This window comes from Amycolatopsis sp. NPDC051102 (genome assembly GCF_040682815.1).
Taxonomy (GTDB): Bacteria; Actinomycetota; Actinomycetes; order Mycobacteriales; family Pseudonocardiaceae; genus Amycolatopsis.
This window is the reverse complement of the sequence record NZ_JBFBBT010000002.1, coordinates 794,404-807,676: the sequence shown is the minus strand read 5'-3', so window position 1 is coordinate 807,676 and position 13,273 is coordinate 794,404. Positions and strand designations below refer to the sequence as shown.

At 72.3% G+C, this 13,273-nt stretch carries 8 protein-coding genes; 4 read left to right on the top strand and 4 right to left on the bottom strand.

Annotated features, from left to right (window positions below; all coding sequences use genetic code 11):
- Nucleotide 1: 1 nt before the first annotated feature.
- Nucleotides 2-1,066 carry a helix-turn-helix domain-containing protein gene (locus AB0M93_RS09705; RefSeq protein ID WP_364270287.1) on the bottom strand — a complete coding sequence of 355 codons (1,065 nt, stop codon included), beginning with the start codon at nucleotides 1,064-1,066 and terminating at the stop codon, nucleotides 2-4.
- Between the two features lie 206 nt (nucleotides 1,067-1,272).
- Between AB0M93_RS09705 and AB0M93_RS09700 the strand changes: the two genes are divergently transcribed.
- Both AB0M93_RS09700 and AB0M93_RS09695 read left to right on the top strand, forming a co-directional pair.
- Nucleotides 1,273-3,564: a LuxR C-terminal-related transcriptional regulator gene (locus tag AB0M93_RS09700; RefSeq protein ID WP_364270284.1), complete on the top strand. Its 2,292-nt coding sequence runs from the start codon at nucleotides 1,273-1,275 to the stop codon at nucleotides 3,562-3,564.
- A 457-nt stretch (nucleotides 3,565-4,021) separates the two neighbouring features.
- Nucleotides 4,022-5,074 (top strand): S1 family peptidase, encoded by a 1,053-nt coding sequence (locus AB0M93_RS09695; RefSeq protein ID WP_364270282.1) that lies wholly within the window; start codon nucleotides 4,022-4,024, stop codon nucleotides 5,072-5,074.
- A 72-nt stretch (nucleotides 5,075-5,146) separates the two neighbouring features.
- Here AB0M93_RS09695 and AB0M93_RS09690 read toward each other — a convergent pair whose 3' ends face one another.
- Complete coding sequence (locus AB0M93_RS09690; protein ID WP_364270279.1) at nucleotides 5,147-5,887, bottom strand: PP2C family serine/threonine-protein phosphatase; 741 nt, start codon at nucleotides 5,885-5,887, stop codon at nucleotides 5,147-5,149.
- An 87-nt stretch (nucleotides 5,888-5,974) separates the two neighbouring features.
- Between AB0M93_RS09690 and AB0M93_RS09685 the strand changes: the two genes are divergently transcribed.
- A complete protein-coding gene (locus AB0M93_RS09685; protein ID WP_364270277.1) occupies nucleotides 5,975-8,140 on the top strand; it encodes a tetratricopeptide repeat protein in 2,166 nt (721 codons plus the stop codon).
- Nucleotides 8,141-8,158: 18 nt separating this feature from the next.
- On the opposite strand, the gene AB0M93_RS09680 is transcribed toward AB0M93_RS09685, so the two are convergent.
- Together AB0M93_RS09680 and AB0M93_RS09675 are read right to left on the bottom strand one after the other, a co-directional pair.
- Nucleotides 8,159-9,274: a ThiF family adenylyltransferase gene (locus tag AB0M93_RS09680; protein WP_364270274.1), complete on the bottom strand. Its 1,116-nt coding sequence runs from the start codon at nucleotides 9,272-9,274 to the stop codon at nucleotides 8,159-8,161.
- 221 nt (nucleotides 9,275-9,495) lie between these two features.
- Nucleotides 9,496-9,678, bottom strand: coding sequence for a hypothetical protein (locus AB0M93_RS09675; protein WP_364270272.1), 183 nt, complete (start codon nucleotides 9,676-9,678; stop codon nucleotides 9,496-9,498).
- Between the two features lie 429 nt (nucleotides 9,679-10,107).
- On the opposite strand from AB0M93_RS09675, the gene AB0M93_RS09670 reads away from it, so the two are divergent.
- A complete protein-coding gene (locus AB0M93_RS09670; RefSeq protein ID WP_364270269.1) occupies nucleotides 10,108-13,266 on the top strand; it encodes a tetratricopeptide repeat protein in 3,159 nt (1,052 codons plus the stop codon).
- Nucleotides 13,267-13,273 lie beyond the last annotated feature (7 nt).

Sequence of the window (13,273 nt, the reverse complement as noted above, 5' to 3'; positions counted from 1 at the left end):
ATCAGGCCGTTCGCGCCTCGGCCAGGACCCGCTCTGCGCGCAACGCGATGCGCAGGTCGAGCCGCTCCTGCGGGTTGTCCAGGCGCGTCCCGAAGAGACTGCGCAGCCGGTGGAGGCGGTTGCGTGCCGTTTGCGGGTGGATGCCGAGCCGGGCCGCGACCTCGGGGGCGCCGCCGCGGGCGTCGAGGACCGCGTCGAGGGTCTCGGCCAGCTTGCCGCGGCGGCTCTCGGGCAGCTCGGACAGCGGCTGCAGGCTGCGGGCGGCGAGTGCGCCCGTCAGCAGTTCGTCGGCGGCCAGCCAGTGGGTGATCAGGTGGTCGGGCCAGCGGAGGAGGCCGTCGCGGGGGAGGATGCCGCGGCTTCGCAGCTCCCACGTCCGCCGTGCCCAGTGCAGCGACGTGGCCGCTTCGGCCGGCGGGACGGCTGGTCCGGTCGCCGCCGGGCCGTGCCCCAGCAGCCGGGGCAGGTCGGCGTGCGCCGGGACGAGCAGGCAGGGCTGTTCGGCGGTGAGGTCGGCGAGCAGTCCGGGGTCGAACGGCGTGCTGCGGGCGCCGGCCGCCACGACGACGGCCACCACGCGCTCGGGCGGGCTCCACTTCGCGCGTGCGGCCAGGTCGGCCCACGGGCGGCCGGCCAGCAGCTCGCGCAGCAGCGTCCGGCGCAGATCGGCGGCGGACGGCGTCCGCGCGGCCCGGAAGGCCTCGGTGGACAGGCGGATGAGGACGTCGACGCAGCGGAACAGGGCGTCCACCCCGGTGGCGACGACGCCCGCGTGCGCCCGGCGGCCCAGCTCGGCCACGATCGGGAGCGCGCACCGGCCGCCGGCCTGGTAGGCGCGGGTGAGGCGGTCGAGGTCGCTGCCCGCCGCGGCGCCGGCGCGGCGGAAGGCGTCCGCGTCGATCCCCGCCCCGGCCGGCCGGGCGCCGGCGAGCAGCGCGGCCACGAACTCCGTGGCGCTCGCGTCGAACAGCGCGGCGTGCTCGGGGACGGCGTGCCGGATCCCGGCGACGACCGTGCGCGCGATCGCCGCCTCGGTGCCGTCGGGCAGGGGCTGGGGGACGGTCATCGTCGACCTCCGGTGCGGACGTGCGTCGTCGGGAGCGCCGAGTCTGATCCGGCCGAGCCGCCGGCCGCGTCGGTGAAAAGACGTATTCGCCTCCTACGTACGGCCGTCGGCTGATCGGCGCAACGGCCGTTGGGCCACATGGACACCGGCGCCGCGACCGATCAAGATGGGGGCCGGAGGCCGGGCGGGTGAGGGATGACGGTGGCGTGAGCACGCGGCGGGACCTGACGAGTTACGTGGGCCGCGCCGAGGACGAGGCCCGGGTGCGGCGCCTGCTCGGCGAGGCGCGCCTGGTCACGCTGACCGGCCCCGGCGGGGTGGGCAAGACCCGGCTCGCCGGCCGCGTCGCCAGCTCGGTGACCCGGGCGTTCCCCGGCGGTGTGGTCGTGGCCGGCCTCGCCGGGCTGCGCGACGGCACCATGGTCACCCGCACGCTCGCCGACTGCCTCGGCCTGCACGACACCGCCGGCCGGACCGCCCGGGACACCCTGCTGGCCCACCTGCGCGACCAGCGGGTGCTCGTGCTGCTGGACAACTGCGAGCACCTCGTCGCCGACTGCGCCGAGCTGGCGGACGACCTGCTGGGCGCGTGCCCGGACCTGGGGATCCTGGCGACCAGCCGGTGTTCGCTGGGGGTCGCGGGCGAGCGGATCGTGCCGATCGCGCCCCTGGCCGTCCCCCCGGAGCACACCCGGACCGTCGACGACGCGATCGCCTACGACGCCGTGCGGCTGTTCGCCGACCGGGCGGCCGAGGTGCTGGCCTCGTTCCGGCTCACCGAGGACGACGTGGCGGCCGTGGTGCGGTTGTGCCGGCAGCTGGAGGGCCTGCCGCTGGCGGTCGAGCTGGCCGCGGCACGCATCCGCGCGCTCTCGCCCGGCCAGATCGCCGACCGGATGGGGAACAGCCTCGCGCTGCTGACCACCGGTTCGCGGTCGCGGCCCGAGCGGCACCGCAGCTTGCGGGCCACCATCGAGTGGAGCCATGCGCTGTGCACGGACGTCGAGCGCGCGGCCTGGGAGTGCTGCTCGGTGTTCGCGGGCGCGTTCGACCTGGCCGCCGCCGAGGAGGTCTGCGCGGTCCCGGGCCTCGACGGCTTCGCGGTGCTGGACGCCGTGGACGGCCTGGTGGACAAGTCGGTGCTGCTGCGGGTCGAAGGGGCGACCGGCGTCCGGTACCGGATGCTGGAGGCGCTGCGGGAGTTCGGTCAGGAACGGCTGGCCGTCACCGGGACCGCCGAGGCGGTGGCCCGGCGGCACCGCGACCACCACGCACGGCTGCTCGAGGAAGCCGACGCCGAGTGGTTCGGTCCCCGGCGGGAGGACTGGTTCGCCCGCTTGTCCGAACAGCACGCCGACGTCCGCGCGGCGCTGTCGTGGTCTCTGCGCGACCCCGGCGAGGCCGTCGTCGCGCTGCGGATGGCGAGCGGGGTGATCGAGTACTGGATCGCCCGGGGTGCCGCGTCGGAGATCCGGGAGTGGCTCGACCGGGCGCTCGCCGTCGCCGCCGACGACGCCCCCGGCCGGGCCACGGCACAGGCCCGGGCGGCCCTCTGCGCGGCCCTGCACGCGGATCTGGACGGCGCCGGGCAACGGCTGAAGCTCGCCGAAGCCAGCAGCGACGACGAGGCGATGCCCGCCATCTGCCACGCGCGGGCCTTCGTGGCGTTGCTCGCGGTCGAGCCGCACGCGCTGGAGAACGCCGCCGAAGCCGTGCGGATCTTCGGCGAGCGGAAAGCCGTCCGCCGGCAGCTGCACCCGATGTTCATCCAGGCGGTGGCGACGGCGTTCCGCGGCGACCTCGCCGGCGCCCGGCGCCTGCTGACGGAGATGCTGCGGCTGTGCGAGTCGGCGGGAGACGAGTGGTACCGGTCGATGGCGCTGTTCGGGCTGGGCACGGTCGAGATCTGCTTCGGCGGTGACCTCGACGTCGGGGAAGAGGCGATGCGGGACGCGCTGCGGATCGACCTGCGGGGGCCGGACGTGCTGTCGGCGGCGTACCGGGTGGACGGGCTGGCGTGGGCGGCGGCCAAGCGCGGAGACTGGCCCGGCGCGGCGAGCTTGTTCGGCACGGCGGCGACGTTGTGGGATCGGTGCGGCGCCGAGCCGGACATCGCCGTGTCGCTGGCCCACCGGGAACTGCTCGCGGCCACTCGCGACGCACTGGGCGCCGTGCGGTTCGAGGCGGCGTTCGCCGCGGGGCGCAGGCGGAATCCGCACGACATCCTGGCACCCGCGGTGCCGGCCGGGCCCGAGGAGCCTGCGGGAGACGCGGTGTTGCCGCCCCTGACCCGGCGCGAGTCGGAGATCGCCAGGCTGGTCGCGACCGGGCTGAGCAACCGCGAGATCGCCGTCCGCCTGGTCATCGCCCAGCGGACGGCGGAAACCCACCTCCAGCACATCTTGAACAAGCTGGACTTCGCGAACCGGACCCAGATCGCCATCTGGGTCACCGAGCAGCTCGTCACCCGGACGGGACCCGGATCCGGCTCGCGGTGATTCAGTGCAGCGGGCAGGTGCCCCGAGCAACAGGTGGACTTTTGTCCAAAGTGGACGGCAGACTCCGGTAGAATAGCGAGGAGAACAGCGGTCAGGGCGCCCGTCGTGGTTTCCGCAGCATGGCGAACGTCCTTTCGGGGAATCCTCCCGCCGGGCGCGTGAGGCCCAGATATAGCGATCACGTCCGCGTCCCCGCGTCGGGGAAATCACGTATCCAAGGGGCGGAGAGAAGATCGCCGCTTCTCAGGGTCCTCACAGAGGTGTGGGGGAATAATCGCGGCTCGGCCTGTTCGTCGCGGACCGGCCATCTCCTGCTGCGCCGAAAACCGGCAATTCTTCGCGTCGGCGGAACACGACTTTGGTCGGTGGAAAGAAAATGACGTGCCGTCCTACGCTGTCGAGGCGCGCTTTCCGCACCGGTGTGTCATCGCCCCATCCCACGAGCATGGAGATGACCATGTCCACTGCCCATTCGGCGTCCCGGATCCGGCGTGGCGGCACCCTTTGTGCCGCCGCGGTTCTCGCCGCCGGGATCGCCCTCGTGCCGACCTCCGCGGCCGTCGCTGCCCAGCCCACGAACGCCAGGGCGGCGACCGCGCTCGGCGAACGGCTCACGAGCGGTCTCGGTGACCGCACCGTGGGCGCCTACTACGACAACGCACACTTGGTCGTCACGGTCACCGACGCCGCCGCGGCCGCGCAGGTGCGGGCGGCCGGTGCCGAGCCGCGGCTGGTGCCGTTCCACCGGTCCGAGCTGACCGCGGTGACCGATCGGCTGAACCGGTTCGATCGCATTCCCGGCACGGCCTGGCGGATCGACCCCCGGACCGGCCAGGTCCGGGTGACCGCCGACCCCACCGTCACCGGTGCCGGGCTGGCGAAGCTGACGGCTCAGGTGCGCGGCTTCGGCGCGAAGGCCCGCCTCGAACGCACCGCCCGGTTGCGGCCGCTGCTCAGCGGCGGAGACGCGATCTGGGGTGAAGGGCTGCGTTGTTCCCTGGGCTTCAACGTGCACGACTCGAGCGGCAACCCCGGCTTCATCACCGCCGGGCACTGCGGAGTCGCGACGAACGACTGGTGGGCCGATTTCGGGAACAACGAGCACATCGCGAGCACCCAGCAGGCCGACTTCCCGGGCACGGACTACTCCTACGCCGCCTACGACCCCGGAGCCGAGGGGCCCAGCGCGGTCAACACCGGCCAGGAGATCACCGGCGCCGGCGACGCCTACGTCGGCGAGCAGGTGACGCGCAGCGGCTCCACCAGCGGCGTCTACTCCGGCACGGTCACCGGGCTCGACGCGACGGTCAATTACGAAGAAGGCACCGTCTACGGCCTGATCGACACCGACGTGTGCGCCGAGCCGGGCGACAGCGGCGGCGCGTTGTTCGACGGCGCCTCGGCCATCGGCCTGACCTCAGGTGGCAGCGGCGACTGCACATCCGGCGGCGAGACGTTCTTCCAGCCGGTGCCGGCCGTGCTGCAGGCGTACGGTCTCAGCCTTCCGTGACCGACCGGGCTTTCCCGCCGGCCCGCCCGGCGGGAAAGCCCGGCTCGCCCGCGGCGTGATGGCGTCGGATCGTCACGATGCACCGGCCTGGCGCGGGGGCACGTGGACGATCACCGCGGTGGCATTGTCGTCCCCGCCTGCCTTTTCGGTGTCGGCGAGCAGCTGGCGCACCTGCCGGTCCGGGGTGGCCGCCCACTGCAGGACTTCGCGGATCCGGGCGTAGGGCACCTGGTCGGTGACGCCGTCGCTGCACAGCAGGAGGACGTCACCGGGGCGCGTGCCGACGTTGAGCACGTCCGGTTCGGGGTGCGCGCTGTGCCCGACGTACCGGGTCAGCTGGTAGCGGGCGGAGTGCGCTTCGGGTGAATCGAACGCGTACCAGCCGTTGACGGCACCGAGCCACGCCATGGTGTGATCGACGGTCAGCTGCTCCAGCAAACCGTCCCGGAGGCGGTAACCGCGGGAGTCGCCGATCTGCACCAGCCACAGCCCGGCCGGGGACGCCGCCAGCGCGGTCAGGGTGCAGCCGGTCAGCCGGCCGATCCGCTCGCCGGCGGCGGAGACCTGCACCTGGGCTTCGGCGACGGCGGCGCGGAGAGCCGCGGCGTCGAGGGCGTCGCCGGCCGTCCGGACCTGCTCGGTGAAGACGTCGACGGCGGTGCGGCCGGCCGTGCGGCTGCCTTCTCCGTCGCCCATGCCGTCGGCCACGACCGCGAGCAAGGGTTCCTGCGTCAGGTGGACGACGTCGAAGTTGTCCGGATACCGCCGGCCGACGACACTGCCGGCCGCTGCAGGAAGCGTGAAGTCGTTCATCCGGAGAAGGATGCCAGGGGTGCTCCATCGGGGTGAGGTCCCCGGATCGGGTCGTGCTTGCGGTGCGTTCGCGGGACACTGCGTGGTGTGACCGGCAGCCAGGGCGTGGGGAACGCGATCAGCGGCAGCGTGGCCGGCTCGGTGGTTCAGGCCGGCAGTATCCAGCACGTGGTGCTGCCCTCGCCGAGGCGCGAGCCGCTGCCGGCGCCGCGGCAGCTGCCCGCGGGCCTGCGGGACTTCACCGGCCGGGATGACCAGCTCGCCGCGCTGGACGCACTCCTGCCGGATGCGGGGCACTCGGCGGGCGCGGCGGTGGTCGCCGTCGTGGCCGGGATCGGCGGCGGCGGGAAGACGACCCTGGTGGTGCAGTGGGCACATCGGGTCCAGGAGCGGTTCCCGGACGGGACGTTGTTCGTCAACCTGCGCGGTTACGGGCCGAGCGCGCCGTTGGCACCCGAGGTCGTTCTCGCGTCGTTTCTGTCGGCGCTCGGCGTGCCGGAGGAGCAGATCCCGGCGGGGCTGAATGCGCAGGCGGGGTTGTTCCGGTCGATGGTCGCCGGGCGGCGGGTGCTGGTGGTGCTGGACAACGCGAGCGACGCCGAGCAGGTGGAGCCGCTGCTGCCGGGTACGCCCGGGTGCATGGCGGTGGTCACCAGCCGGGCCGGGCTCACCGAGTTGGTCGTCTCGGTGGCCGCGCACCGGGTCGGCCTCGGCCTGTTCACCGAGACCGAGTCGCACGTCCTGCTGCGGAAGATCGCCGGGAACCGCCGGGTCGACGCCGAACCCGCCGCTGCCGCTGAGCTGGCCGGGTTGTGTTGCGGGCTGCCGCTGGCCGTGCGAGTCGCGGCGACGCGCGCCGCCGCGCGCCCGCAGTACGCGCTCGCCGATGTCGTCGCCGACATCAGGGACAACCAGGCTTCCGCTTCCGGGAACGGATTCGGTGGTGCTGGAGTGGTCGGTGGTGCGGTGCGTTCGGTGTTCGACTGGTCCTATGCCCAGCTGCCGCCGGCGCAGGCCCGGGTGCTGCGGGGGCTGGGGCTGCACCCGGGCCCGGAATTCGGGGTGGACGCGGCCGCCGCGCTCACCGGCCTCGATCCGGTGGAGGTCTATCGGTGCCTGGAGGTGCTGGCCGAGCTGCACCTGGTCGAACCGGCCGGACGCAAGCGGTACCTGATGCACGACCTGATGCACGCTTACGCCACCTACCGCGCCGGCCTCGACGACACCTCCGACGAGTGCCAGGAGACGGTGTGGCGGGTGCTGGCCTGGTACGCCCGCACCGCCCAGCAAGCCGACCGGACCGCGCTGCCGGCGTTGTCGGGTGCCGTTCCCGACGAGGTCGACGCGGGCGCACCCGCGGTCGTGTTCACCGATCGGGCCGCAGCCATGGCTTGGCTGCACCGCGAGCGCGCCAACCTGGTCGCCGCGGTCCGCTGTGCGGCCGCGGCCGGGCTGGATGTCCTGACGATGGCCCTGGCGGTGTCGTGCCGGTTCCTGACGGCCGGAGGCGACGCGTGGGCCGCGCTGCACCTGGAAGCCACCGAACTGGGCGTGGCCTCCGCGGCCGCCCTGGGGAACCGGGGGGTGGAGGTCTTGCTGCTGGACGTGCAGGCCGACGTCCTGTGCCGGACCGGGCGCCTGACGGAGGCGGAAGCCGCCATCACCCGCATTCTGCGCCTGGCCGACGAAGCCGACGATCCCGACTGCCGGGTCTCCGCCTCGTCCGGGCTGGGCCGGATCCGGTGTGAGCAGGGCCGGTTCCGCGAGGCGCGGGAGTGCTACCAGCGGTCGTCGGCGGTGGCCGCCGAGTCGGGGTTGACCCGGTCCGAGGCGGTGGCGCTGTGCAACCTCAGCTGGATAAGCGTCCAGCTGGGCGAGTTCGACCGCGCGCTCGAGTACGCCGAGCGGGGTCGGGAGCTGCGGCGTCAGGCCCGGGATCCGATCGGCGGGGCCGGTGCGCTCGTCGACATGGCGCTGGCCTGGCAGGGCCTTGGCCGGCACGACACCGCGGCCGGCCTGTGCCGGCAGGCGATCGACGGCTACCGGACGCTGGGCTACACCGGCGTCGACCTGGCCGACACGTTCCTGCCCTTGGCCACTTCGCTGGAGTGCCTCGGTGACCTGCCCGCGGCGGTGCAGGCACTCCGGGAAGCGATCACCGTGCTGACCGCGTTGGCGGATCCACGCGCTGCACAGGCACGCCGGCGGCTGACCGACCTGGAGACCTGCATCGCCGCCGGCTCCTGTCCCTGACGGGCCGGTGCCCGCGGCTCAGCCGGTTGCGGCCTGCTGCCCGCAGGCCGGGCAGTCCGGTCGCGGCGCGTCCAGTGTGGACACCGCGTGGCCGTCGAGGGTGACGAGGTTGAACGCGTGTTCGCGGTTCGCCGGCAGCCCGGGGACGCCGGTGATCAGGCTCATCGCGGTGTGCGCAGCCAGATTCCCGGACACCCCGGCCGACACCGCGTTGCCGGCCTGGATTTCCTCCCATCCGGCGGCCGGAGCCAATGGTGTTGCAACGGCGTGGTGTTGCCCTTCCGCCGTTTCGATGCATTCGTAGCACGGCCCGGTGCCTGGTCGGTATAGGCCGTAGTTGATCTGCGGACCGTGGTAGCCGGCGTGGACCCAGGCGGTGCCCGTCTGCAGGCACGCGCGGTTGGTCCAGGTCCGGATCTCGGCCGGCTGGTCGGCGGCCAGGACGACGAGGTCGAACCGGACCGCCAGCGCCAGCAGCTCCGCCGGGCCGGTCACGGTCAACGCCTCCCCGGTGATCCTGATGTCGGAGTTGCGCGCCCGCAGCCGCCGCACCGCGGCATCCAGCTTCAGCCGGCCCAGATCTCGCTCGGTGTACAGGATCTGACGGGCGAGGTTCGACAGTTCCACCACGTCCGGTTCCACGCAGTGCAACTCGCCCACTCCCGACAGCGCCAGGTTCAGTGCGGCGGTGCTGCCCGTGCCGCCGACTCCGATGACGACGACCCGTGCTTGGCGCAACCGCAGCTGGGCGTCCCAGCTGGTCCGGTGGCCGGACCGCGCCATCCACCGGAACAGCTCCCGGCTGCGGCCGTAGCGTTCCCGCTCTCGAGCCGACAACGCCGCCGGCATGGCCTCGGCCGCGTTTTCGACGTACCCGGCCCGGATCAGCACCCCCAGGTCGCGGAAAACCTCGGTGGCGACGTCGCCCGCGAGTCTGCCGGGGAAACGGCGGACCAGCTCGGCGACGACCTGGTCCACCGTCCGTGTGCCGTCGAGGGTGTCCAGCAGCGCCCACACCCAGCCGTCCGGGTCCGGGATCCGGGATTCGATTCCCGGGACCGTCCCGCCGATCCGGACCTGGCGGTCACCGAGCCGCACCGGCCGGTGCTTCGCCTTGATTCGTGGTCGGTACACGACACCCTCCTCCGCTCATCCTTGCCGGCCGATCGTTCTAGGTCTTGTTGGACTTCTTGTCGCAGAACGTCATCCGCTGCTCGAACTCGAGGAACTCGATCACCGCCACCACCTCCCTTCGCGGCTCGGGGAGACCACGCCGGCGCGCCGCCCGGCTGTCGGCTGCAAACAGTGGCGCTGATCCGTGCCGCCGGGGTTCGGCGGGCAGAAGTGGGGGGCGTTCATGTCTCCGTCTCCGCCCCGGTTCCGGTCCCATCAAGCCGGGCGTGATTGGCTGCCGCTGCTTCACGGATGGCTCGGTGGTTTTCGCGCGGTATGGACACGAGTACGGATTTCGCGCCTGGGCGGGCGGTGAAATGCTGATCCGGCCGGCCGATGGAGTTGCGTATCCGGGTGTCGGTCATCGTGCCTCTCCTCCCTGGCATCGTGGGCGTGACACCAGAGTGCGGGAGGTGCTTGAGAAACAGCTTTCAGGTCACCGGTCCGCTCGTTGACTGTTGATCAACGTTGATCGTCATGGTGGCTTTCGGCTGTGGCGCAACGATGTCTGGGCGCGGGCGACGTTCTCGCGGCGCGGTGCATGATCCGGCGGTGGAGATTCGGCTGGGTTCGGCGACATCCGAACGGAATAATCGGATTGCGTTGCTTGTCTGTGACCCGCGCATGCCGGCGCGCCGCCAGTAGTGGCGGCTTTCTTGCCATAACGGCCCGTCGCGACCAGTGTCCGAAATCTGTCATCAGTCGCTCCCCGCCGGCGGAAAAGCCGCGGTGGCCTGCCGATTCATGTGGGGGCTGGCGATCAGCCGTGATCATCATTTCAGGACATTCCGGCCGTGACCTGGCTGTTCGCCGGGCCGGGGTGTGAAAATACGGTGGGCGGAGAGGGCTGGCGACGGGGTTTCGCCATGGGAGGGGTTCGCGTGGAGATCGGGTTCGGAATTCTGGGGCAAACGGTTCTGCACGGTAATCCGGGCGTGAAGCCCGTGCGCGGTCGTCCGGGCAAGGTGCTGGCGGCGTTGCTGACGCAGCCGAACCAGCGGGTGCCGGTGGACACCGTCGTCGCCTGGGCGTGGGACGAGCGGGAGAACCTGCCGCAGGACGGCCTCGGGACACTGCACCAGGTCGGCGCCCGGTTGAGGCAGATCTTCCAAGCCGAGGGTGTTGATCCACGCAGCATCAGCATCGCCAAGGGCGGTTGCCGGCTCGATCTCGACGAACAGCGGATCGACTACCGGCAGTTCCGGGCGATGATGGCCCGGGCGCGCGAGTTCCACGAGCGGGGACAGCACGATCGTGCGCACGTCGAGGCGCTCGCGGCGTTGCGGCTGCGCCGGGACGAGCCGCTGGGGGACCTGCGGACCGACGCCGCCGAAGAGTGGCGCCGCCGCTGGCAGCGCAACGAATGGATTCCGGCCAATGCGTTCGTGGCCGCGCAGCAGTTGCTCCTCGGGCAGACGGAGCTGGTCGTGGCCCGGCTGGAGGAGCTGGATGCCGCCCACCCGATGGAGCTGAGCCTGACGAAGCTGCGCGTGCGCGCGCTCGTGGCCGCCGGCCGCGGGCTGGAGGCGTCGGAGTACTTCCGGCAGGTCCACCGCGAGTTCCAGGAGCGCGGGGACGCGCAGGCGGCCGATGAGCTGCTCGCCGTCTACAACGAGGTGATCAAGCGCGGCGCGGTCCCTTTCCCGGCGCCGGCGAAATCTCCTCCGCCCTCGACCTCGGTGGACGATCAGGCTGCCGACGACCAGGTACTTTCGCCCGTCTGGCACCTCGCGCCCGATGTCGATGGGGTCGTGGGTCGTGCGGGCGTGCTCGCGGAGCTCGACGCGTTCACCACCGACTCGGCCGGCGTTCCGCGTGCAGAGGTGGTCATGCTGACCGGCGGGCCGGGCGTGGGCAAGACGACGGTGGCGATGAAGTGGGCGCACCGGGCGGCGAGCCGCTACCCGAGCGGGGTGGTCATGCTCGACCTGCGCGGCGACGGCCAGACGACCGGGGCGACGGCCGCGGACGTCGTCGAGCTGCTGCTGGAGCTGCTGGATGTCCAGGTCGATCAAATCGTGTCCTCGACCGCGCGCGCGGCGCGGCTGACCCGGCTGCTCCAGCAGCGCCGGCTGCTGGTGATCCTGGACAACGTGGCCCGGACGGACCAGGTCGAGCCGCTCTTGGGCGTCTTGGCGGGATGCACGGTCGTGGTGGTAACCCGCCAGAGGCTGTCGGCGTTGCTGGCGGTACGGGCCTATCCGGTGGTGACGGTGGCGCCGTTGTCGGCAGCGGCGTCGCGGGAGCTGCTGGAGCGGCGAGTCGGAGAGCGGGTCCGGCAGGACTCGACCGGGGTGAGCGGGCTGATCCGGCTGTGTGAAGGCAACGCGCTGGCGTTGACGCTGGTCGCGGTGCGCGCGGCTGCGCGAGCGGGCATGCGGTTGACCACGCTGGCCGAGTCCCTGCGGGATGCGGACATGCTGCTGGACCTCGGCAACGACGGCGACGGGGCGGAGCGGAGCCTGCGATCGGCGTTCACGCTGTCGTACCAGGGTTTGGCGCCTGCCGAACAGCGGACCTTCGCGATGTTGGGGCTGCACCCCGGGGTCGAGGTGGCCTCGGAGGCCGTCGCGGCGGCGGACGGGCGGCCGGTTTCGAGCGTACGCCGGTCACTGGACGTCCTGGTGGCCGCGCACCTGATCGAACAGCCCGGCGATCTCGACCGCTACCGCATCCACAACCTGTTGCAGCTGTTCGCGGGATCGCTGGCGCGGAAGCTGCCCGACGTCGTGGCGGCGCGCGGCCGGCTGCTGGAGTTCTACCTGCTGACCGCGTTCGAGGCACATCAGATCGTCTATCCGGGACGGGATCGTCCGGTGATGCCGCCGATCAGTGCCGGAGTGACCGCAGCCGAGTTCGCCACTCCGGCGGCGGCGCGACAGTGGTTCTTGCGTGAACGCGCGACGTTGACCGCGTCGGTCGAACTCGCGGCGGAAGCCGGGCTGCACGAGATCGCGTTCACCTTGCCGTCGCTCACGGCGGACGTTTTCGACCGGCACGGCTACTTCGGCGACATCATCACCGGATTCACGGTGGCGGCTTCGTCGGCGGCGAAAGTCGGGAACGCCTATGCCGAAGCTTCGAGCCTGAACGACCTCGGGCACGTCCTATTGCTGATGGGGCAGGATTCGCGGGCCGAGCCCTATCTGGAAGCCGCGTTGCGTCTGGTGGATGCGCACGGCATCGGAATCGGCCGGGTCACGGTGATGCTGAACATGGCGCGGCGGCACCTGCACGCCGGACGGGTCGCCGAGGCGGTGACGATGTCGCGGGAGACGCTGGCCGCGGCGCGCGAACTGGGGGAGCCGGAGCGGTGCGGTGCGGCGCTGCACCGGCTGGCGGACGCGTTGCTCGAACAGGGCGGCCAGCAAGCCGAGGCGCTCGAGCTGTATCGGGAAGCGTTGGCGGTGCGGGAACGCATCGACGACGGTCCGGGCCGGATCTTGACGCACATCGCGCTGGGTGACCTCCTGACGAGGATGGGGCGCTACGGGGAAGCCGGCGAGCAGTGCGCCCGGGCGGCGCAGCTGGTCGCCGCCAGCCAGCACTTGCCGGCGGCGATGAAGCTGAACACCGTGCTGGCGCGGCTGCGGCACGCCGAGGGCGATGACCGGGCTGCGTTGCAGCACGCGCATCGTGCGGTGGAGCTCGCAGACCGGTCCCGGCACGCAACCGGCCGGGGCCGGGCATTGGACACCCTGGCCCGGGTCCTGTTCGACCGAGGCAACCTGGATGACGCGCGAGCGCTGTGGTTGCGGGCAGCGGAGCTGTTCAGGGACCGCGAACGGGCCGGCCAGGCGCGGCGGATCGAAGCGCTGCTGGAGGAGCTGGATTTCGCGGTGGTCCCCCAGGCCCGTGACGGCGACACGGTCGCGATGCCCTCGCCGCGGCTGGTGCTCTCCGGGCGTGGCCGGGGCCGGGTCGGTCGTCCGGCTCGATCCGCCGATGTGTAACAACCGG

What these genes read in the sequence shown, in the direction of transcription:
- AB0M93_RS09695 (WP_364270282.1), top strand. Translation starts at nt 4,022, where the DNA reads ATGTCCACTGCCCATTCGGCGTCCCGGATCCGGCGTGGCGGCACCCTT.
- AB0M93_RS09675 (WP_364270272.1), bottom strand. Translation starts at nt 9,678, where the DNA reads ATGACCGACACCCGGATACGCAACTCCATCGGCCGGCCGGATCAGCAT.
- AB0M93_RS09705 (WP_364270287.1), bottom strand. Translation starts at nt 1,066, where the DNA reads ATGACCGTCCCCCAGCCCCTGCCCGACGGCACCGAGGCGGCGATCGCG.
- AB0M93_RS09690 (WP_364270279.1), bottom strand. Translation starts at nt 5,887, where the DNA reads ATGAACGACTTCACGCTTCCTGCAGCGGCCGGCAGTGTCGTCGGCCGG.